The organism is Gymnodinialimonas sp. 202GB13-11 (assembly GCF_040932485.1).
In the GTDB taxonomy this organism is placed as follows: Bacteria; Pseudomonadota; Alphaproteobacteria; order Rhodobacterales; family Rhodobacteraceae; genus Gymnodinialimonas; species Gymnodinialimonas hymeniacidonis.
On the sequence record NZ_JBFRBH010000001.1, the window covers coordinates 1132280 to 1152664 of the forward strand.

16 protein-coding genes are annotated in these 20385 nt (G+C 60.9%); 9 read left to right on the plus strand and 7 right to left on the minus strand.

The genetic code is table 11. The annotated features are described in order from the left end of the window. Window positions 1-22: 22 nt before the first annotated feature. The 3 genes from V8J81_RS05715 (at window position 23) to V8J81_RS05725 (ending at window position 5267) form a co-directional block, all read left to right on the plus strand. Window positions 23-1339 (plus strand): sigma-54-dependent transcriptional regulator, encoded by a 1317-nt coding sequence (locus tag V8J81_RS05715; protein WP_368474787.1) that lies wholly within the window; start codon window positions 23-25, stop codon window positions 1337-1339. A gap of 150 nt (window positions 1340-1489) precedes the next feature. Then, window positions 1490-2269: an alpha/beta fold hydrolase gene (locus V8J81_RS05720; RefSeq protein WP_368474788.1), complete on the plus strand. Its 780-nt coding sequence runs from the start codon at window positions 1490-1492 to the stop codon at window positions 2267-2269. Window positions 2270-2711: 442 nt separating this feature from the next. Beyond that, a complete protein-coding gene (locus V8J81_RS05725; protein ID WP_368474789.1) occupies window positions 2712-5267 on the plus strand; it encodes an Rne/Rng family ribonuclease in 2556 nt (851 codons plus the stop codon). 65 nt (window positions 5268-5332) lie between these two features. Here V8J81_RS05725 and V8J81_RS05730 read toward each other — a convergent pair whose 3' ends face one another. Then, window positions 5333-6085, minus strand: a complete 753-nt coding sequence (locus V8J81_RS05730; RefSeq protein WP_368474790.1) for a DsbA family protein — start codon at window positions 6083-6085, stop codon at window positions 5333-5335. Window positions 6086-6199: 114 nt separating this feature from the next. On the opposite strand from V8J81_RS05730, the gene V8J81_RS05735 reads away from it, so the two are divergent. Both V8J81_RS05735 and V8J81_RS05740 read left to right on the plus strand, forming a co-directional pair. Then, window positions 6200-7351 (plus strand): aminotransferase class I/II-fold pyridoxal phosphate-dependent enzyme, encoded by a 1152-nt coding sequence (locus V8J81_RS05735; RefSeq protein ID WP_368474791.1) that lies wholly within the window; start codon window positions 6200-6202, stop codon window positions 7349-7351. Window positions 7352-7475: 124 nt separating this feature from the next. Further along, window positions 7476-8612 (plus strand): N-acetylmuramoyl-L-alanine amidase, encoded by a 1137-nt coding sequence (locus V8J81_RS05740; RefSeq protein ID WP_368474792.1) that lies wholly within the window; start codon window positions 7476-7478, stop codon window positions 8610-8612. Here V8J81_RS05740 and V8J81_RS05745 read toward each other — a convergent pair. Continuing rightward, window positions 8599-9207, minus strand: a complete 609-nt coding sequence (locus V8J81_RS05745) for a class I SAM-dependent methyltransferase (protein WP_368474793.1) — start codon at window positions 9205-9207, stop codon at window positions 8599-8601. The genes V8J81_RS05740 and V8J81_RS05745 overlap by 14 nt on opposite strands. 97 nt (window positions 9208-9304) lie before the next feature. Here V8J81_RS05745 and V8J81_RS05750 point away from each other — a divergent pair, with 97 nt between their 5' ends. The 4 genes from V8J81_RS05750 to V8J81_RS05765 all read left to right on the plus strand — a co-directional run bounded on the left by V8J81_RS05750 (window position 9305) and on the right by V8J81_RS05765 (window position 15435). After that, window positions 9305-11875 (plus strand): penicillin-binding protein 1A, encoded by a 2571-nt coding sequence (locus V8J81_RS05750; protein WP_368474794.1) that lies wholly within the window; start codon window positions 9305-9307, stop codon window positions 11873-11875. Between the two features lie 118 nt (window positions 11876-11993). Continuing rightward, window positions 11994-13121 (plus strand): peptide chain release factor 2, encoded by a 1128-nt coding sequence (prfB, locus tag V8J81_RS05755; protein WP_368474795.1) that lies wholly within the window; start codon window positions 11994-11996, stop codon window positions 13119-13121. 78 nt (window positions 13122-13199) lie between these two features. Next, window positions 13200-14597: an amidase gene (locus tag V8J81_RS05760; RefSeq protein ID WP_368474796.1), complete on the plus strand. Its 1398-nt coding sequence runs from the start codon at window positions 13200-13202 to the stop codon at window positions 14595-14597. A gap of 34 nt (window positions 14598-14631) precedes the next feature. Continuing rightward, complete coding sequence (locus V8J81_RS05765) at window positions 14632-15435, plus strand: DUF2189 domain-containing protein (RefSeq protein ID WP_368474797.1); 804 nt, start codon at window positions 14632-14634, stop codon at window positions 15433-15435. On the opposite strand, the gene V8J81_RS05770 is transcribed toward V8J81_RS05765, so the two are convergent. From V8J81_RS05770 to bcp, 5 genes are all read right to left on the minus strand, one after another. Then, complete coding sequence (locus tag V8J81_RS05770) at window positions 15393-16814, minus strand: MFS transporter (protein ID WP_368474798.1); 1422 nt, start codon at window positions 16812-16814, stop codon at window positions 15393-15395. The genes V8J81_RS05765 and V8J81_RS05770 overlap by 43 nt on opposite strands. A gap of 61 nt (window positions 16815-16875) precedes the next feature. After that, a complete protein-coding gene (locus V8J81_RS05775) occupies window positions 16876-17490 on the minus strand; it encodes a bactofilin family protein (RefSeq protein WP_368474799.1) in 615 nt (204 codons plus the stop codon). After that, the gene (locus V8J81_RS05780) at window positions 17480-18817 is read right to left on the minus strand and encodes a DUF5930 domain-containing protein (protein ID WP_368474800.1); all 1338 of its coding nucleotides are present in this window, start codon (window positions 18815-18817) and stop codon (window positions 17480-17482) included. The genes V8J81_RS05775 and V8J81_RS05780 overlap by 11 nt, the downstream gene beginning before the upstream one ends. 201 nt (window positions 18818-19018) lie before the next feature. Beyond that, on the minus strand, window positions 19019-19834 hold the full coding sequence (locus V8J81_RS05785) for a ferritin-like domain-containing protein (RefSeq protein ID WP_368474801.1): 816 nt from the start codon (window positions 19832-19834) through the stop codon (window positions 19019-19021). Between the two features lie 74 nt (window positions 19835-19908). After that, window positions 19909-20370 (minus strand): thioredoxin-dependent thiol peroxidase, encoded by a 462-nt coding sequence (gene bcp / locus V8J81_RS05790; RefSeq protein WP_368474802.1) that lies wholly within the window; start codon window positions 20368-20370, stop codon window positions 19909-19911. Between the last annotated feature and the right edge of the window lie 15 nt (window positions 20371-20385).

Consider the following 20385-nt stretch of genomic DNA (forward strand, 5'->3'; position numbering starts at 1 on the left):
GCACTGAAAAAGGATCTGCGACATGAAGATCGCGATTGTAGATGATGAGCAGGATATGCGGCAGTCGATCAGCCAATGGCTGGCGCTGTCGGGATTTGACACGGAAACCTATGCCAGCGCGGAAGACGCGCTAAAGGGGATCGGGGCGGACTTTCCGGGCGTCGTGGTCACGGATGTGAAGATGCCCGGCATGGATGGCATGGCTTTTCTCAAACGCCTGATGGGCGTGGATAGCGGAATTCCGGTGATCCTGATCACCGGCCATGGCGATGTGCCCATGGCGGTGGAGGCGATGCGGATCGGAGCTTACGACTTCCTCGAGAAGCCGTTCAACCCTGACCGAATGACGGATTTGGCCAAACGTGCGGGCCAGCAGCGGCGTCTGACGCTCGACAACCGGGCGCTCCGCAAGGAGTTGAGCGACGGCACCGTCTTGATGCGAAAGTTGATCGGGTCGTCCCCGGTTATGGAACGGTTGCGCGAGGACATCCTCGACCTCGGTCAGGCCGATGGTCATGTGCTGATCACCGGGGAGACTGGGACAGGCAAGACATTGGTGGCCCATGCGTTGCACGCAGTCGGCCCTCGTGCCGGCAAGCAATTTGTCGTGCTGTCTTGTGCGGCCCACGAGGAGGAGGAACTGACGGCGAAGCTCTTTGGCCCTGTTGGGGAAGATCAGGACAAGCCGTTGGTGGAGCAAGCCCGGGGCGGCACGCTAGTGCTGGAAGATATTGAGAGCCTCAGCCAAAGCCTTCAAGCGCGCCTGCTGACGTTCATCAACGATCAGGGCACGCCGGCCGAGACGCGCATTGTAGCCATCTGTAATGCGCCCGAGCCTGACCAGTGCGAAGGGTCGCTGCGCCCGGATCTGTTCTACCGCCTGGCGGCCATGCGGATTGATCTGCCACCGCTGCGCCAGCGCGGCGAGGATATTCTGACGCTGTTCACCCGGTTTGGAGAGCAGTTCAGCGAGGAATACGGGACCGAAGCGCCGCAGGTGACAGCGCAAGAGGCCGCGCAGCTGTTGCAGGCTCCATGGCCAGGCAATGTGCGCCAGCTGATCAACATTGCTGAGCGCGCGATCCTTCAACAACGGCGCGGGTCGGGCACGATTGCCTCGCTTCTGATGTCTGACAACACGCAGATTGCCCCGCAAGCGATTGGCGAGGGCAAGCCGCTCAAGGAGTACGTCGAAGCGTTCGAGCGGATGCTGATCGACAACACGATGCGGCGGCATCGCGGGTCCATCGCCAGTGTGATGGAAGAGCTCTGCCTGCCGCGCCGGACGTTGAACGAGAAGATGGCGAAATACGGGCTGAGCAGGTCGGATTACCTCTGAGCAGCTGTTGAAGCAGGCCATCGGCGCATGTCTGCCGATGGCCTGAACCCGCTTGTACCAGCCGCGAAATACCTCTGCTAACATCTGTTCGCGAACGTCCAAAGCGGGCAAATCCGTGCGCTCTCCGGCTTGTGTCTGGCCCGCTCTACCATGGAGATGGAAGTGGAGATGCTGAGTGTGCACACGCTTGGCGACCCTGACGGTCGCCCGGTCCTTTTTTTGCACCCCGGGAACACGGTGGGAACCGCATGGAAGGATGTCGTGGACCAGCTTCCGGGCATCAACGGCATATGCCCGGATCTTCCGGGCTTTGGCGCCAGTGCCCATCTGCCGTTGAAGGATTTTGAGGACAGCGCCGATCACCTTGCACGCTTTCTGGAGGCCGAGGGACTCGGCCCGCTGCCCGTGATCGGATATTCGCTTGGGGCCTATACAGGCATGATGTTGACCCTTCGCCACCCTCATCTTGTTGAAAAGGCGCTGCTGACGAGCTTCCAAGTCATGCCACTCAAGGGGCGGTGGTATCTGGTCCCGTTTCTGAATGTGATTTCGCCGCTGATGACCACGTTCCGCGCACGGAAATCCGCATTCAAAGGTCTCGGTGTGGAAAATGCGGGATCGTGGTCTGTGACGCCCACGTCGCCATGCGATGCACGAACACTTCGTAGCATCGGTCGACTGGCTTGCGATTTCGACATTCGCGATCAGATCCACTCGATCGCGCGTCCCGTGCTTGTGATGTCCGGAGATCAAGAGATGGAGAGCATACAGGAAAGCGTGCACCTTGTCGCGGAAGCCTCGCCCAACGCCAACGGGGCTTTCGCATCCGGCGGACACGGGTGGCCGGTGGTATCAAGTGCCATCTTCTTGCGAACCTTGAAAGCCTGGCTGGTGGATGCGCCGTTGCCAGACGCGTTGAAGATTGTGTAACCCGTGATGACGACGGAATAGTTTGGCCGATCGCCGTTTCCCCATTGTCATTCCGCCGCACCCTCCCTTAATGTGAAGGAACTGGCCATAAGCCAGCGATCAGTTTCTCTGCACCTTTGTCCCGGTGCCGCGCACATGACGCGACGGGGGAGGGCGGCAGGTCACTTGGTCTGATGCACGCACCCATTTTCTCGCGTCCGTCAGAACCGCACGTAACCGCGCCACATGGCGCATGAATGGATGGCGAAGCACCCATGTTTCAGCCATCGGAGACAGACGCGATGCCCTGCCTAGGTGCACAAACGGATAAGCTATCAGGGCCACAGGCTTTGATCGTCCGGCCCGGGTCCATCGCGCTATCAGTACAACGCCCAATGAAATTCGCAGCGCCACCGGGGTCCGCCCCGCCAACGCGCGTGTTCGGTGGGCGAGCAAGGATATCATGGCAAAAAAGATGCTCATCGATGCCACCCACGCGGAAGAAACCCGCGTCGTGGTGGCAGACGGCAACCGGGTTGAGGAATTCGACTTTGAGTCGCTGAACAAACGGCAACTCGCAGGCAATATTTATCTGGCAAAAGTGACGCGGGTCGAACCCTCGCTTCAGGCTGCTTTTGTGGATTACGGCGGGAACCGGCATGGCTTTCTCGCGTTTTCCGAAATTCACCCCGATTACTACCAAATCCCCGTAGCGGATCGTGAAGCGCTTTTGGCGGAAGAACGCGCCTATGCTGAACAGCAGGCACGCGAAGACGAGGAAGAAGCCCCAAAGCCCAAGCGGCGTCGTCGGCGGCGCAAACCGGCTGAGACAAAGGCCGAAGAGACTGGCGTTGATGCCGTAACCTCTGAGGCGCCATCGGGCATGGACGTCGTAGACCTCGAAGAGGGCGACGCCGATGACAGTGTAGCTGAGGCGGATGATGCCTCGGTTGAGGGCCTTTCCCCGATGGAGCTTGTCGCTGAAACGCCGGTTGAAGAGCCAAACGACGACTCTGATGCACCGGAAGCTGAAGCCGAGCAGGCAGCTGACGAAGACAGCGCTGACGGCGATGATGATGGCGACGACAGCGATGCGGAAACCGTCGCGGATGACGACGACGAAGAGGAAATCCGCCCGGTGCGCAAACCGCGCCCGCGCAAGTACAAGATCCAGGAAGTCGTCAAGGTTCGCCAGATCCTGCTGGTGCAGGTCGTCAAGGAAGAACGTGGCAATAAGGGCGCTGCGCTGACCACCTATCTTTCGCTGGCAGGGCGCTACTGCGTATTGATGCCCAACACTGCGCGCGGTGGCGGGATCAGCCGCAAAATCACCAATGCGTCTGACCGCAAGAAGCTCAAGGAAATCGCCACCGCGCTGGACGTGCCGCAAGGTGCGGGCCTGATCGTGCGGACGGCGGGCGCACAGCGCACGAAAACCGAGATCAAGCGTGACTACGAATACCTGCAACGGCAATGGGAACAGATCCGCGAGCTGACGCTGAAATCCATCGCGCCTGCGCCGATTTATCAGGAAGGCGATCTGATCCACCGCACGATCCGCGACCTCTACAATCGCGATATCGGTGAAGTTCTGGTCGAAGGCGAGGCCGGCTACCGGCACGCCAAGAACTTCATGAAAATGATCATGCCGAGCCACGCGAAGAACGTGAAGCACTACACCGACCCGATGCCGCTGTTCGCGAAGCACAAGGTCGAAGGCTATCTGGCCGACATGTTCAACCCGACGGTCCAGTTGAAGTCAGGCGGATACATCGTGATCGGCGTGACCGAAGCGCTGGTGGCGATCGACGTGAACTCAGGCCGGGCCACGAAAGAAGGCTCGATCGAGGAGACGGCGCTCAAGACAAACCTTGAGGCCGCCGAGGAAGTTGCGCGCCAGTTGCGTCTGCGTGACCTTGCGGGCCTGATCGTGATCGATTTCATCGATATGGACGAGCGCCGCAACAACAATGCCGTTGAAAAACGCATCAAAGACAAGCTGAAGACCGACCGCGCCCGCATTCAGGTGGGGCGGATCTCCAGCTTCGGCTTGATGGAAATGTCGCGCCAGCGTCTGCGCCCCGGCATGTTGGAGGCCACAACGCAGGCCTGCCATCACTGCCACGGCACCGGCCTCGTGCGGTCGGATGACAGCCTTGCGCTGTCAATCCTGCGTCAGCTGGAAGAGGAGGGCACCCGTGGCCGCTCCAAGGAAGTGTTGCTGACCGCACCGGTTGGCATCGTGAACTTCCTGTTCAATTTCAAGCGTGAGACGCTTGATGCGATCGAAGCCCGCTCTGGCATGGCGATCCGGATTGAAGCGGATGCCGCGCTGGTGGTGCCGGATTTCAAGATCGAGAAGTTCAAGACAGCCACCCGGAAGATCACAGCGACTGCGCCCGTGATCTCCATGGATGCTGCGTTGATGGATGATATCGACGAGGACGCGGAAACGCAGGCCGAAGTCGAGACGCCGGAAGACGATGATCAGCCCAAGAAGAAGCGTCGCCGTCGTCGCGGTGGACGTGGCCGTCGTCGCGGGGGCGAAGGCAACGAGGACGTGCAAAACACGGAAGACGGGGCTGAGGGCCAGTCTGAAGAGGCACAAAGCGCGGATGAAGGCGCGCAGTCGGATGCGGCACCTGAAGCTGCTGACGGTGACGAGGATCAACCTAAGAAGCGTCGCCGCTCGCGTCGTGGTGGGCGTGGCCGGAAATCGGTTGAGGCTGAGGCCGAAACAGAGGCGTCGCAAGAGCAGCCTGAAGCTGAGGCTGACGCATCATCGCCCGCAGAAGAAACCGCATCCGAAGAAGTTGCGGCTGAACCCACGCCGGAACCGGAACCGGAGGCCGAGCCTGTTGCTGAAGCTGCAACGCCGGAACCGGAGCCTGAAGCGGCACCCGAGCCTGTTGCCGCACCGGAACCTGCGCCCGAACCGGTTGCTGCAGAGGCGGCCCCGGAACCCGCGCCAGAAGAACCGGCCAAGCCCAAGCGGCGCGGCTGGTGGTCACGCGGCTGATCCGAGACACGAAAAAGGGCGCCACAACGGCGCCCTTTCTTTTGGGTGGCACAGTTAGTGGAGCTCTACTCCGCCGTCTCGCGCAGGATCGCGACAATCTCCTGCATGTTCGGAAGCGGCACATAGCCCTGCACCAGTTGGTCGCCAAACACGAAGGACGGCGTGCCGGTGATGCCCATGCGACTGGCCAGATCGCGGTTGTAGTTGATCGTGGCCTCAACCAGCGGATCATCAATCGCGGCGAAAATGGCCTCACTATCAAGGCCAAGATCCGTCGCAAGGCGCGCCAGCGACAGTTCGGTCACATCCGACCGCATACTGATCAGACCTTCATTCACCAGTTCATAAGCTTGCCCGCCAAGCGCAATGCGAGTGGCGATCGCGAAGCGACTGGCTAGCTCGGACTGCTCGCCCAAGATCGGGAATTCCTTGGTGATGATGCGGATATTGCCGTCTGCCTCGACCAATTCGGTCACCTCCGGATGCGCACGGCGGCAGAAGGAACAGCGATAATCGAGGAATTCGACGATCACGATATCGCCGTCCGGGTTGCCGCCGACATGGTCGAAGGCGGAATTGAACAGGGCGTCTTCGTTTTCGATGACGGCAAGCGCCTGCGCTTCGGCCTCAAGCTCGGCCTGACGTTGTTCCAAGACAGCGAAGGCTTCCATCAGAACCTCAGGGTTCTCAAGGAGATAAGCGCGGACTTCCTCGCGGAAGAGGTCGCGCTCAGCGTCGGTTAAGTCATTCAAATCAGTGGCTGCCGCCTGGCCCGCCAGCAGGGCTGCAAAGGCTGCACCCAACAAATACTTGCTCATCAGAAAACTCCGTCCTTCGGATTTGCCAAGTCCTACCATATCCAAACCTGCCCGCCACCATTGACGACACCTGCCTAGCCTGTTTTCTCCCTGCACAAAGCTGTGAGGTGAAAAATGCGCCATTCTTCGCGAGCCATCGTGGACCCGTTCATTGTGATGGACGTGATGGAAGCCGCCCGCGCGGCGGAGGAGGCCGGACGCCACATCATCCATATGGAAGTGGGCCAGCCCGGCTCCGGCGCGCCCGAGGCCGCGCGCGCAAAGCTGGCAGCCGAGATGGAAGCCGGGCCATTGGGCTATACGGTTGCGCTTGGTCGGCCCGACCTGCGCGAAGGCATCGCGGCGCTTTATCAGGAATGGTACGGCATCGAGCTTGATCCGTCCCGCGTGGTCCTGACGGCCGGGGCGTCGGGGGCGTTCATTCTAGCCTTCACGGCACTTTTCGATGCGGGTGCGAAGGTTGCCTTGGGGGAGCCCTGCTATCCGTCCTACCGCCAGATTCTGTCCTCGCTTTCGCTCGAGCCTGTGGGGCTGCAAACCCACGCCGAGACGCGGTACCAACCGACGCCAGACCATCTGACGGTTAATCTTGACGGGTTGATCGTTGCCAGCCCCGCTAACCCGACCGGAACAATGCTGTTTGAGGCTGAGTTGCGTGCCTTGGCGGACGCGTGCACGTCGCGCGGTATCTCACTGATTTCCGACGAGATTTACCACGGCTTGCAGTATGAAGGGCGCGCCGTATCTGCGTTGGAAGTGACGGACGATGCCTACGTCATCAATTCCTTCTCGAAGTACTTTTCGATGACCGGTTGGCGGCTGGGTTGGATGGTGGTTCCGCTCGACCATGTCCGGATCATCGAACGTTTGGCGCAGAACATGTTCATCTGCCCCTCCCATGCCGCGCAAGTGGCGGCCCTTGGCGCGTTGTCACCGGATGGACGGGCCGAATTGGACCAGCATCGTGAGACTTATGCCAAGAACCGCACGATCCTTTTGAACGGCCTTGCGGAGGCCGGGTTGACGAAAACCGCGCCAGCCGATGGGGCGTTTTACGTCTACGCGGATGTGTCGAACTTCACGGACGATGCGCGGGCATTCGCGGCAGATATTCTCGACAAGGCGGGCGTTGCCGTGACGCCGGGGCTGGACTTTGACAAGGCGCGGGGTGCGGGTACGCTGCGCTTTTCCTATGCGCGCTCGACCGCGGACATCGAAGCAGGTGTGACGCGCCTGATCTCATTCATGGATGCCCAAAAGGGGTAGGAGGGGCGCGCCGGATCAGCTATGCAGGGATCAAGCAAGAGGGAACATCCCCGTGATCCGAGCAGTCCTGATAATCGCCTTAGTCTGGCTTCCGCTTCCTGCGCATTCGCAGGGATTCGGAGCCTTGGCGCGTGCCCTTCCTGAAGACAGCCACCTGACCGGCAATCGCCGTGGGGCCGAGTTGGAATTGGCGCTCAGCCAGGCCGTGCCGTTCCGGGTGTTCACTCTGTCCGATCCGATGCGCGTGGTCCTTGATTTCCGCGAGGTCGATTTCGACGCCCTACCGGAAGGGTTCAACCGCGCCCGAACGGTAGAGAGCATCGCCTATGGCGGGGCGGCGACGCCCGGCTGGTCCCGAATGGTCTTGACGCTCAATGCGCCCATGCTGCCCGAGATCGCAGCGATGGAAACAGACGATGCGACGGGTGAGGCCGTGGTCAGACTTTCGCTACAACCGGTTGAGGAAGAAGCTTTTTCGGCAGCCGCTGGCGCGCCGCCGGGGTTAAGCGGCGTGCTACTGCCGGTTGTGACTGCCGCCGCCGCTCCGGCAGATGATGATACTTTGTTGATTGTCCTGGACCCAGGCCATGGCGGCGTCGATCCGGGTGCCGTGCGAAACGGTTATACCGAGGCCGATCTGATGCTTTCGTTTGCCCGCGAACTGCGCGAGATCATGCGCCGGACCGGCGATATTGAGGTTGTGATGACCCGCGATGCGGACGTTTTCGTTCCGTTGCCGACCCGCGTGACCATCGCGCGAGCCGCGGGCGCGGACCTATTCATCTCACTGCACGCTGACGCGATTGCCGAGGGGCGGGCGCAAGGGGCGACCGTCTATACGCTCGCCGAGGAAGCCACCGATGCCGCCACCGCTGCGCTGGCCGAACAACATGATCGGGCGGACCTGCTCCAAGGAATTGATCTTTCGGGCAGCGATGACGAAGTGGTCAGTGTCCTTTTGGACCTCGCGCGCATCGAAAACGCACCTCGCAGTCGCGCCTTTGCCGACATTCTGGTGCAAGCCATTGATACGACAGGGTTAGACCTTCATGCCCGCCCACGGGGCGAGGGGGCCTTTTCGGTTCTAAAGGCCGCAGATTTCCCAGCCGCATTGTTGGAGGTTGGGTTCCTGAGCGATGGCGGCGATTTGCAAAACATCCTCGACCCCAGCTGGCGCGCGCGAATGCAGGCTGCCATCACAGGCGCCGTTGTCGCTTGGGCTCAGGCAGATGCAGCGGCAGACGCGCTTAGACGCCAGTAAACTCAGCCAACCAAACGGAATGGCCGTTGAGGTCCGGATCGTCCGGGCGGAACCATATTTCGGTAAAACCATGATCCGCCAGCAATGCGCGGTAGGCGTCGGGCGCGAGGCTCATATGGTAAACCTCGGATGATCCGACCCGCCCCCAAACCTCGCCATGACTTGGACCAGAGGTGAAAACCAGTCGCGCCCCGGCAGCGGCATGGGTGGCGAAGATCGGAAACATCGCCTGCTGATCCTTCTCACTCAGATGAAAAAAGCTGTTGAAGGCCAAGATGATATCGTAGGTCTGCCCCAGATCCAGGGTGCGCATATCGGCGCAAATGGCGCGCGCCGCCGGCACCCGGTCGCGAAGTTCTGCGACCATGGCTGCCGCCCCATCGACGCCGGTGACGGAATCGCCCCGTTCCACGAACCATTGCGCAATCGGTTGCCCTGACCCGCAACCAAGGTCCAAAACGTCCAATCTCGGCTCCCGCCCGGCCACGCAGGCCTCAAGAATTGGCTTCTCCCACAAGGATTTGTCACGGCGATTTGCCCAAACGCGGGCTTCGCGTTCGTATGTAGGCAAAATCTGATCAGGTTTGCTTCGCATTTCCCCGTAATAACACGGCAAATTCTCGCCGTCGTGTTTTGACCGCCCTCGCGCGCGCGCGTATACAGGAGCACGACTTGGGGACGACGAGCACAACATGCGATTCATTATCGGTATTTTCGGCGCGATTTTCAGCGCCATCACTTTGGGTTTGGTCTTTGCCGCGCTTGGCGTTGGCGGGCTGATCTTCATGTACTCGCGTGGCTTGCCGGACCATGAAACACTGGCGAACTACACGCCGCCGACCATCAGCCGGATTTATTCGCGCCAAGGCATGATTGTGGACGAATTCGCCTCGGAACGGCGCTTGTTCACACCCGCCGACGAAATCCCCGATCTTGTCGCCTATGCCTTCGTTTCTGCCGAAGACCGCAATTTCTATAACCACGCCGGCTACGACCCGCGCGCCATTGCCGCCGCTTTTGTTGAAGCGATCCGGTCACGTGGTCGGGACGTGCGCGGTGCATCGACGATCACGCAGCAGGTGATGAAGAACTTCCTCTTGGACGGGTCGCGTACGGTTGAGCGGAAGGTGCGAGAGATCATTCTTGCCGCCCGGATCGAGCGGACGCTGTCCAAGGATCGCATCCTTGAGCTTTATCTGAACGAGATTTTCCTCGGTCAGAATTCCTATGGTGTGACGGCTGCCGCGCAGACCTACTTCAACGCAACGTTGGAAGATCTGACACTTGAGCAGGTGGCCTACCTTGCTGCGCTGCCACAGGCGCCGTCGCGCTTTCACCCCGTCAACGACTATGAACGCGCCATCAACCGCCGCAACTACGTGCTGCGTGAGATGTATGAGAATGGCTACATCTCCGAGCAGGAGATGGAGGAGGCGCAGGCCACCGCACTGGAAACGGTGCAGGGCGGTCATATCGAAGCCTTCCGCCTGACCCGACCACCGCGCAATTACTTCACCGACGAAATTCGCCGCCAGCTGAGCGCGGAATACGGCGCTGATGAGTTCTTCTCCGGCGGCTATGCCGTGCGCTCGACCATGGACGAAAGCCTGCAGGAAGTGGCCGAATCCGCACTGCGCCGTGCACTGGAACGCTATGACCGCAACCTTGGCACGTGGCGCGGCGCTTACACGACAATTGACCCGGCGAATCTGGGCGAAGGCGATGAAGCCACTTGGCGCGCCGCCTTGGCTGATGCGGACATCCCGCGTGACATTGATGGTTGGTTCGCCGCGGTGGTGCTTGAGGTCGGCGACAGCTCTGCCCGGATCGGCATTGAGGGCGTTGAAGAAGACGAGGATGGCCATTTCATCCCCGCTGAAGACGTGCAATGGGCGCGTCCGCTGCGCGAAGATGGCTCCCGCGGGAATACAGCGCGCGTGGCTGGTGATTTGCTGAGTGTTGGCGACGTTGTGCATGTTCGCCGAATGACTCGCGATAGCGATGGGTCATTCATGCGCTGGACGCTGCGGCAAATTCCCGAAGTGCAGGGCGGCTTTATGGCAATGGATGTCCATACGGGCCGCGTGCTGGCGATGCAGGGTGGCTTTAGCTATCAGCATTCGTCGTTCAACCGCGCCACCCAAGCCACCCGGCAACCTGGATCGAGCTTCAAGCCCTTTGTATATGCAGCGGCTCTGGACTCCGGCTACAGCCCCAACACCATCGTCATCGACGCCCCGATTGAGGTGCGCACGGGCGAGGGGATCTGGCGGCCGCAAAACGCTTCGAACCAGTTCTACGGCCCATCTCCGTTACGGACGGGTATCGAGCGCTCACGGAACCTGATGACTGTGCGTCTCGCCCAAGAAGTCGGGATGGACACCATCGCACGCTATGCCGAGCGGTTCGGGGTATACGACGAGATGCAGCCATTCCTCGCCAATTCGCTTGGCTCGCAGGAAACCACGCTCTTCCGCATGGTCGCGGCCTACGCGATGTTTGCCAATGGCGGTGAACGTGTGGAGCCGACCCTCGTGGACCGCATCCAAAACCGCTATGGTGAAACGGTCTATCGCCACGACCAACGGCTTTGCCCGGATTGCGAATTGGCCTCGCTTGAGCCCGGCGTGGCCCCGCGGATTGTGTCCACACGAGAACGGGTGATGGACCCGATCACAGCCTATCAGCTGACCTCCATGATGCGTGGCGTTGTCCAGCGCGGTACTGCGTCGAGCACTGTGAACCTTCCCGTGCCGACTGCCGGTAAGACCGGCACAACGAATGAGGCGCGCGATGTCTGGTTCGTGGGCTTCACGTCGAACATCGCGGCTGGCTGTTATATTGGCTACGACCAGCCCGAGCCGCTTGGACGCGGCGCATCGGGCGGCGGCATGTGTGGCCCGGTCTTCCAGCGTTTCATGCTGGAAGCGATCGAGGAATATGGTGGCGGCGACTTCCCCGTGCCAGAGGGCGGCCAGTTCTTCCCCATCGACCGCTATTCCGGCGCGCGGTTGCCCGCAGGCTCATCGGGCGATCATGTTGTCTACGAGCTGTTCCGTGAAGGTGAGGAGCCCTATCAGGGTCTGCTCTCGGTTATCGATGGTGGTTGGGCCATGTCGTCCGACATCCCGATGTTCACGCGGCCCGGCGACAGCGGTGGCGGTGGTGGGCAGGGCGTGCTTGTCGAAACCTCCGACGGTGACACCGCGCGTGTGCCGACGGCAACCGGCTTCGGCACGCTCAGCTCCGGCGGATTGTACTAGGCACTAACATCTCTCGCAGGTCCAAAGCAGGCCATGCCCCCTTCAAGCCGTAACTGGCTTGAGGGCCGCCGGGTGTTCCACTACATCTGCCTCACACGTCCCGAGAAAGCCCTGATCCATGCGCGCCGAAACTCAAGCTAATATCGAAAAGATCCAGAATTCGCTGACCCTTCTGGGCCAGCGCATGGATATCGAGACAGCGCCCCATCGCCTTGAGGAGTTCAACGCGATGGTCGAGGATCCGAACCTTTGGAACGATCAGGAAAAGGCCCAAAAGCTGATGCGCGACCGGCAGGTGCTGGTCGACAAGCTAAAGACCTATGAGGCGATCAAGCAGGGCGTTGAAGACAATGCAGAGTTGATCGAACTGGGCGAGATGGAAGGCGACGAGGAAGTCGTGGCAGAGGCCGAAGCGGCCCTCGCCGCCCTTGTCGATGAAGCCGCCGCGAAAGAGCTTGAGGCGCTTCTGGATGGGGAAGCCGACAGCAACGACACGTTCTTAGAGATCAACTCAGGCGCGGGTGGCACGGAAAGCTGCGATTGGGCCAGCATGTTGGCGCGGATGTATACGCGTTGGGCCGAAAAGCAGGGCTATGAAGTGGACCTGCAAAGCTACAGCCCAGGGGAAGAAGCGGGCATCAAATCCGCCGTCTACAAGATCAGCGGGCATAACGCCTATGGCTGGATGAAGTCGGAATCCGGTGTGCATCGTCTTGTGCGGATCAGCCCCTTTGACAGTGCTGCCAAGCGCCACACCTCTTTCACATCGGTGAAGGTCTATCCGGTCGTCGACGACAATATCGAGATTGAGGTGAACCCCAGCGACATCCGCATCGACACCTACCGGTCGTCCGGTGCGGGGGGGCAGCACGTGAACACCACTGACTCCGCCGTGCGGATCACGCACCATCCCACGGGCATCGTTGTGACCTCTTCCGAAAAATCCCAGCACCAGAACCGCGACATCGCCATGAAGGCGCTGAAATCGCGGCTCTACCAGATGGAGTTGGATAAACGCTCCGCCCTCGTGAACGAGGTGCATGAGGCCGCGGGCGATGCGGGGTGGGGCAATCAGATTCGCTCCTACGTCTTGCAGCCCTATCAGATGGTGAAGGATCTGCGGACGTCGTATGAGACATCGGACACCCAAGGCGTACTCGACGGCAATCTTGATGGCTTGATGGCGTCGGTCCTTGCCCACGGAGTATCCGGCAAAGGCCGGGCTGAGGCGCAGGGCGACGATTAAGCAGCGGGCCCCATCGCCTGTGGCCAACGCCGCGTTTTTGCATTCTCATGGAACAAAGATGGGCGGGGAGGGCCTGACATGGCGGAGCTATGGGAGCTTAGTGCGGGCGAGTTATCGCGCCGGATTGCAAAGCGCGAGCTATCCCCCGTTGATCTGATGCGTGAGACATTGGCGCGGATTGATGCCGTGAATGGCGACGTGAACGCCATAGTCTCGCTGCGCGACCGCGAAGTGTTGATGGGGGAAGCGCGGCTGGCAGAGGCGATGGCCCCGCAAGGCTGGCTGCACGGCATTCCAGTCGCGATCAAGGATTTGGTGGCAACGAAAGGCCTGCGCTCGACCTCAGGCTCGCCCCTTTTTGCAGACCATGTGCCCACGGCTGATGACGGATTAGCGCGGCGCCTGAAGGCAGCTGGAGCCATCGTGATCGGCAAAACGAACGTGCCGCAATTCGGGCTCGGCTCACATTCGGCAAATCCCGTTTTCGGCGTAACCCGCAATCCGTTTGATTTAACCCGCACTGCTGGCGGTTCATCCGGCGGGGCAGGGGCCGTGCTTGCGACGGGTATGCTGAGCATCGCAGACGGCTCGGACATGATGGGAAGCCTGCGCAACCCCGCCGCATGGAACGATGTGTGGGGCTTTCGCCCGAGTGTCGGATTGGTTCCGGGGGAACCGGGGGAAAAGGCGCTGCTGCACCGGCTTTCAACCCACGGCCCAATGGCGCGCAGTGTGTCGGATATGGAGCGCCTGTTGACGACTATGTCGGACGGAGCCTTTCGCGCTGCATCGGATGAATCGGCGAGTGTAAAGGTCGGCTGGTTGGCGGATTGGGGCGGCGCCTATCCGATGGACGCCGGATTGCTGGAGGCAGGAAGCGAAGCGCTGACAGCCGTCTCAGAAAGTCTGGGTTGGGAAATCAACCTCGTCGCACCACCCGTAGACGCCGAGCTTTTGTGGGAAAGCTGGACGACACTGCGATCCTTCGTCGTGGCCATGGAGTTGGGCTGCCATTGGCGGGCGGAGACCGAGCGCGGATTGCTGAACGCGCAAGCAGTATGGGAAATCGAACGCGGGCTGTCCCTGACCGGAGACGCGATTGAACGCGCGCTGGCACAGCGGCAGATTTGGTTGGCGGCGCTGCATGACCTCTTCACGCGGCATGACGCGCTGATCCTTCCTTCCACCCAGATATGGCCATTCCCGGCAAAGTGGGATTGGCCGAAGGAGGTCGCGGGCCGAGCCATGGACACCTACCACCGTTGGATGGAAGTTGTCGTGCCCGCAAGCCTTGCGGGTGTTCCAGCCATAGCCATGCCTGCAGGGTATGATGAGCAGACCGGACTGCCGCATGGACTTCAGATGTTTGGCGCACATGGAGCGGATCCGAAGTTGCTTGCGCTTGGTCGTGCATGGGAGCGCGCGATTGGACCGCGCCAATGCCGCGACCCAAGGCATTTTGCACGCGACGGTTGAACGCGCTACACTTCGCGCGGGAGGGCCGTGCGCCATGTCAGATCTGACAAGCCATCCGGTCGGGGAAGGAGCCCCGGATATCCGCGACATGCAGGTCGCCGATCTCAACAAGGCCCTGCGTGCAGGCGCAAAGGATTTCCGCCGCAAACCAGCCTTCGGCCTATTCTTTGCAGCCGTCTACGTGATCGGCGGATGGTGCATTTACTTGCTGTTGTTTCGGGCGCATCTCGAATGGCTCGCGATCCCGCTGACCTTTGGTTTTCCTCTGATCGGGCCATTCCTTGCCGTGGGTCTATACGATGTGTCACGGCGACTAGAGGCGGGGGATGAGGATTGGAAAGCCAGCGATATTTTCGCGGTGGTCTGGCGCCAAAGGCTCAGGCAATTGCCGACCATGGCATGGGTAGTCATCGTCTACTTCCTGTTCTGGTCGTTCTTTGCACACATGTTGTTCGCGCTGTTCCTCGGCCCTTCGGCGCTGACCAATGTGACAACCTCTTATGCTTATCTCCTGGAACCCGAAGGCCTGACCATGCTGTTGGTCGGCGCAGCGTTCGGGGCGGTCTTCGCCTTTGTTTTGTTCGCGCTGACTGTGGTGTCTCTGCCGCTGTTGCTAGACCGAGAAGTAGACTTCGTAACCGCCATGATCACCTCGGTCGCCGTGATCCGCCAGAACCCGAAGGTCATGCTGGTCTGGGCCTTCATGATCGCCGCACTCACATTCTTGGCAATGCTGCCGGGCTTGCTGGGACTGATGCTGGTGCTGCCGGTTCTCGGCCATGCCTCATGGCACATCTACCGTTTGGCGACGGTCTCCGGCACGGGGATTGCCCAGTAGGCTATGGTGGCGCCCATTGCCGTAAGGGCGGCCACAATCCAACACAGAAGTTGGAAGGCCGCGGTCATCGCGTCGGCATGGCCGGACGTTCCGGAAAAGCCGCCGAAACTGCCTGTGCCACCTGCCGCTGTGTAGGCCTGCGCGGCAACGCTTCCCATGACAGCCACCGCGATCAATCCGCCGACCCGGCTGACCGCGTTGTTGAGGCCGGAGCCGGTGCCGGATCGTTCATCGGGGACCGATCCCATGATGGCGGTGGACAGCGGGCTGACGACCAGAGCCATGCCGAGGCCCATCAAAGCTGTTCCCGGCAGAACAGACAGCCAGAAATCCTGAAAGGGCGCCAAAAGTGCGAGCAGCACGAAGGACAACGCAACCAAAGCACCACCCGTGCCGATCATGCGCCCTGCGCCGTAGCGATCTGCCCATGTTCCCGCGCGGGCAGACAGGAGCGAGATAAAGACCGACAGCGGAGCAAAGGCGGCGGCGGCCAAGGCCTCCGGCGTTTGCCAGCCCGCGATCAGCGTCATGGGCAGGAAGAACAGCACGGTTGTCAACGCGAAGTAGATCAGGAATGTCGCGAGATTTGCGGCGGAGAAGGTGGGGTTCTTGAAAAGGGCGAGCGGCACCATTGGATTTGGGCTGTGCGCTTCCCACCAGAGGAAGGCCGCAAGTAGCCCCGCCCCGAGGCTGAGCAGGGGCCATGAAGCGCCCCCCGTCAGTCCAAACGTCAAAAGCGCCAAGGCGGCTGAAATCAACACCGCACCTGGCACATCCAGCGGATGATCGGGGCGCGACGGATCTGCCGCTACGTGACGCGCGAGAAGCCAGATGGCCAAGACACCAAGGGGCAAGTTGATGGCGAACAACCAGCGCCAGACCTCCGGCCCGCCAAGGCTGAGCGCGACGCCCCCGAGGATCGGGCCCATTGCTGTGGTCAGTGAGGAGGCTGCGGCCCAAAAGCCAATGGCGCGCCCGCGTTCTTCCGGCGGATAGGCACGCGCGATCAGGGCGAGGCTGCCGGGAACCATCACCGCCGCGCCAAGTCCTTTCAAGACGCGGCCAGCAATCATCACCTCAGGCGTGGGGGCGAGGGCGCAAATGATCGACGCAACTATGAAAACCGCAATGCCAATAATGAAAGAGCGGGCGAGGCCGAAACGATCTCCGACTGCACCACCCAACAGTATCAGAGCGGACAGCGGCAGCAGATAGGCGTTGTTGATCCACTGGCCCTGAACGAGGTCTGCGTTCAAACCATCCCGGATGGCCGGCAGGGCGATGGATATGATTGTGCCGTCAATAAAGCCGAGCGCGGAGGCAAGGATTGCGGAGACCAGAACCCAACGCCGCGCCTCTGGCGCGCATAAGGGGGGCAAGGAAAAGCCGGGCGCATGGCCCGGCTTCTCAGAATTCGGTACTGTCGGTTGGTTCGCCAGATCAGCTGTCCGACTTGGACGATGATGGCTGAGGCGCTGGACCTGCCGCCGCCGGACGCGGGATCGAAGGGGCCGCAGGTGCTTCCGGTGCGGAAGAGGCGCTGCCACCGGTTGTGATCGGCGTGCGCGGCGCGGCATTGTTGGCGCCGGTCGACAGCGGGTCTTCCGCGCGCTGTACGGAGCCTTCGAAATGCGCACCAGACTCTATGGCGATCGTCTTGTGGATGATGTCGCCTTCAACACGCGCGGTTGAGGTCAAGCGGACCTTCAAGCCGCGAACGCGACCCACGACACGGCCCGTGACCACGATGTCGTCGGCCACAATCTCACCCTCTATATTGGCGCTTTCGCCAACCGTCAGTAGGTGGGCGCGGATGTCGCCCTGAACGGTGCCTTCCACCTGGATGTCACCCGTTGTGCGCAGGTTGCCCACGATGGTCAGGTCGGACGACAGCATCGATGGCTGAGGTTTCGACTTGCTGCCGGATGCTGCGGATGTGGATTTGTTCATGGTGTCTCCAGAAGTCGTGCCCGCCGCGGGGCTATCACCGTCGGAACCATCGGACGCGCCGCCCTGCTTTGGTCCGGGTTCGTTGATTTTGGATTTAGAAAACATTGCGTCCTGCCCTTATGAACGTCATCGGGTTAACGGGGGTCCCATTGCGATGCACTTCATAGTGCAAATGCACGCCCGTGCTCCGACCGGTGGTTCCCATATCACCGATAAGTTCCCCACGCGAGACCCTTTCCCCTTCGCTCACGCGGATACGATTGAGATGGGCATAGCGTGTCATGAAACCGTTATTGTGCCTGATTTCGACTGTAAGTCCGTAGCCGCTTTGACGGCCAGCGAATTCGACAACGCCTGCGCCACCGGCAACAATTGGCGTACCGCGGGAGCCCGCGAAATCAAGGCCGTTGTGCATCCTGCTGCCGCCATTGATCGGGTCGCGGCGTGGGCCAAAGCCCGACGTCTGGCGGTAGCTGCCGTTGACCGGGTTTCCGAACGGCAGACGCTCGGCTGCGATGCGCCACAGGTTGATCTCGTCGAGTTCCTGCAAAAGCTGGTTGGCGCGATCAGAAAGAGGGTCCGGGCCACTGCCCGAGGTCGAGATGATCGGCGTCAACGGACCACCCTGGCCGGAATAGCCCTGCCGTACGCTTTCGATCAGGTCATCGGTGCTGAGGCCTGCCGCGCTGAACATCTCATCCAGCGGCTCCATCGAGACGGCGACGGCCTCTTCCAACTGGCGGAAGACGCGGTTCTGGCGTTCTTCGGTCAGTGCGGCTTCGAAGTTGAGGCGGTTGATCTCGTCCACAGCTTGCGCCATCAGCGAATGGCCTTCGTCGCGCTCGCCTGCTGTCAGCTCAAGCGCCTCGTTGAGGAAGGCCAGCGTTTGCTGCAATTCCCATTCCCGCTCAGCTGCGGTCTGGACTGTTCCGGTATTTGCCTGAAGCTCATTCTGGAAGGAAGCGGCGGCAACACGTGCTTCGTCACGCTCATCAATCGTGCGGCGTAGTGTGGCTTGGATCACGTCCACGGCGGTCTCAAGCTCTCGGCGACGCTCCTCGGAGTCGAGAAGCCGCGTCTGCATTTCAGAGACCTGATCCATCGCCAAAGCGAACCGATCCTGTGCCGCAGCAGCCGCAGCAGCCCGCGCATCACGCTCAAGCGCCATCGCATTCAAGCGCTCTTGGTACATGGCCTGTTCGCGCTGCGCGAGGTCGCGGGCATTGCCGGCGGAAATGGTGTCGATCAGGAAGATGGAGGTTACGATGACCGTCCAGCCCACGAACACCGCGGACCCAAGGATCATGCTTGCCTGGGTGACGGGACGCAGCCGGATAAAGCGCGTTCCCTCTTCCGATTTCAGGAAAAGCCGTTGTTCTGGCAAATGCCGTTCAAGCGCCGCATTCACGCGACTCATAAGCCGGGATGTCACTGTCCTTACGCCTCGCTTCCCCTTGTGTTTATCCGCGCCACCGTCTTGTCCCCAGTGGCGGTTGCGGCGTGCTTGGGGATAAGCTACGCCGCCTTAAGTGCCAACATAGTAATCTTAAAGTATGGAAAAGGCACCAAAAAAGCGCGCAAATCTGGCGGAAATCCGCCGATCTTGCTGGCGTTCTTCTAGCATATCCCGAAATCAGCCCGCGAGTGGCCAGTAAAAGTCTGGCGGCAAGCCAGCTTCGGCGCGCTTTTCTTCGTTGAACGGCGGTTTCAGGGCACCGTGGAAATAGCGTTGAACCAGATCGTGAAACGCCTCTTTCGGTTCGATGTCATGGCGACCACACAGGAAGTGGAACCATTTTGACCCATAGGCGACGTGGTGTACCTCTTCTGCGTAAATCACGTTCAGGGCGTCCACGGCCTGAACCGCCGCCGGATCATCTTTGGCTTTCTGAAACGTCGCGATCATCGACGGCGTCACATCAAGCCCACGTGCCTCCAACACCATCGGCACGACGGCCAGCCGTCCCATGAGATCTTCGGCAGTATCCTCCGCCGCGCGCCACATACCGGCATGGGCGGGCAAGGCACCATAATGGCTGCCCATCGCCTCCAAGCAGTCGTCCATCAGATTGAAATGTTTGGACTCTTCGTCGGCGGCCTTCACCCAATCATCGAAGAACCCGATTGGCATGGGCGTATCAGAGAACCGCGCGATGATGTCCCAATGCAGATCAACCGCGTTCAACTCGATATGCGCAACCGCATGGAGGATCGCCATGCGTCCTGCGGTCGAGCCTGGCTTGCGGCGCGGTACATCACGGGGGTCGAGCAATTCCGGCGCATCCGGACGCGCGGGCTGATCGGGCGGCGTGGCCGTTCCAATCTCCGGTACCTCACCCGCCGCCCGAGCGGCCTGCCAAGTCGCGGCATAGTCCCGCGACAGGGCTGTCTTTTCGCGGGCGTGCGCGGTTCGCAGAACATCGTCTGCCATCTGAGCCAGAGGTTTCATATGCCCCGTCTCTGCTGTCCCGCGAGCTCGGTCAAGGGGGGTAGGTGAGGCGCTTAGCAGCCTCACCACCTCGTTCACAGCGCTTGCGCGGCTTCTAGTACCGCCTCAGCATGTCCGGGCACTTTCACTTTGCGCCAGACCTGCGCGACCTTGCCCTCACCATCGATAAGGAACGTGGCACGCTCGATCCCCATAGATTTCTTGCCGTACATGTTCTTCTCAACCCACACACCGTATTGCTCGCACACATCGCTTTCGGCGTCGGAGACGAGCGCGACTCCGAGCTCATGTTTGGCAACGAACTTGTCATGCTTCGCCACGGTATCTTTCGAAATGCCAATGACTTGCGTGTTCGCGGCATCAAAGTCGGCCCCGAGGCCAGTGAAGGCAATCGCCTCCTTCGTGCAGCCGGGCGTGTCATCGCGCGGGTAAAAATAGAGCACCACCTTTTTCGGGCGCAGGGATGAGAGGCTGATCGTTCCCCCTCCGTCACGGGGCAGGTCGAATTCTGGGGCGGCGTCACCGATTACGGGCATGGATCTATCCTTTTT

What these genes read in the sequence shown, in the direction of transcription:
- V8J81_RS05715 (WP_368474787.1), top strand. Translation starts at nt 23, where the DNA reads ATGAAGATCGCGATTGTAGATGATGAGCAGGATATGCGGCAGTCGATC.
- V8J81_RS05720 (WP_368474788.1), top strand. Translation starts at nt 1,490, where the DNA reads ATGGAGATGGAAGTGGAGATGCTGAGTGTGCACACGCTTGGCGACCCT.
- V8J81_RS05725 (WP_368474789.1), top strand. Translation starts at nt 2,712, where the DNA reads ATGGCAAAAAAGATGCTCATCGATGCCACCCACGCGGAAGAAACCCGC.
- V8J81_RS05730 (WP_368474790.1), bottom strand. Translation starts at nt 6,085, where the DNA reads ATGAGCAAGTATTTGTTGGGTGCAGCCTTTGCAGCCCTGCTGGCGGGC.
- V8J81_RS05735 (WP_368474791.1), top strand. Translation starts at nt 6,200, where the DNA reads ATGCGCCATTCTTCGCGAGCCATCGTGGACCCGTTCATTGTGATGGAC.
- V8J81_RS05745 (WP_368474793.1), bottom strand. Translation starts at nt 9,207, where the DNA reads ATGCGAAGCAAACCTGATCAGATTTTGCCTACATACGAACGCGAAGCC.
- V8J81_RS05750 (WP_368474794.1), top strand. Translation starts at nt 9,305, where the DNA reads ATGCGATTCATTATCGGTATTTTCGGCGCGATTTTCAGCGCCATCACT.
- prfB (WP_368474795.1), top strand. Translation starts at nt 11,994, where the DNA reads ATGCGCGCCGAAACTCAAGCTAATATCGAAAAGATCCAGAATTCGCTG.
- V8J81_RS05760 (WP_368474796.1), top strand. Translation starts at nt 13,200, where the DNA reads ATGGCGGAGCTATGGGAGCTTAGTGCGGGCGAGTTATCGCGCCGGATT.
- V8J81_RS05765 (WP_368474797.1), top strand. Translation starts at nt 14,632, where the DNA reads ATGTCAGATCTGACAAGCCATCCGGTCGGGGAAGGAGCCCCGGATATC.
- V8J81_RS05775 (WP_368474799.1), bottom strand. Translation starts at nt 17,490, where the DNA reads ATGTTTTCTAAATCCAAAATCAACGAACCCGGACCAAAGCAGGGCGGC.
- V8J81_RS05785 (WP_368474801.1), bottom strand. Translation starts at nt 19,834, where the DNA reads ATGAAACCTCTGGCTCAGATGGCAGACGATGTTCTGCGAACCGCGCAC.
- bcp (WP_368474802.1), bottom strand. Translation starts at nt 20,370, where the DNA reads ATGCCCGTAATCGGTGACGCCGCCCCAGAATTCGACCTGCCCCGTGAC.